A 212-nucleotide genomic window follows, 5' to 3' on the forward strand; every position below is an offset into this window, starting at 1 on the left:
AGCATCCTCGGTACAGATCTCATCGGAACTGTGATCTACCATGTGCTGCTTTTCATAGGAGAGTCTCTCATCCTCAGTCAGAGTGACCAGATTGCAGCGGAACGAAATATCGTCCTCTGCCATATTCACACCGATACTGAAAGCCTCAAGAGGGGAACGCCCTGTATAATATTTACGGGGATCATACCCGAGAACCGACAAATTGGCAGTGT

At 48.1% G+C, this 212-nt stretch carries 1 pseudogene; it reads right to left on the reverse strand.

Annotation, left to right across the window (positions count from 1 at the left end):
• Nucleotides 1-212, reverse strand: a pseudogene (locus tag HJY11_RS14655) (cofactor-independent phosphoglycerate mutase); the annotation flags it as partial.

The sequence above is a fragment of the Bittarella massiliensis (ex Durand et al. 2017) genome, assembly GCF_017566145.1.
GTDB classification, from domain to species: domain Bacteria; phylum Bacillota; class Clostridia; order Oscillospirales; family Ruminococcaceae; genus Bittarella; species Bittarella massiliensis_A.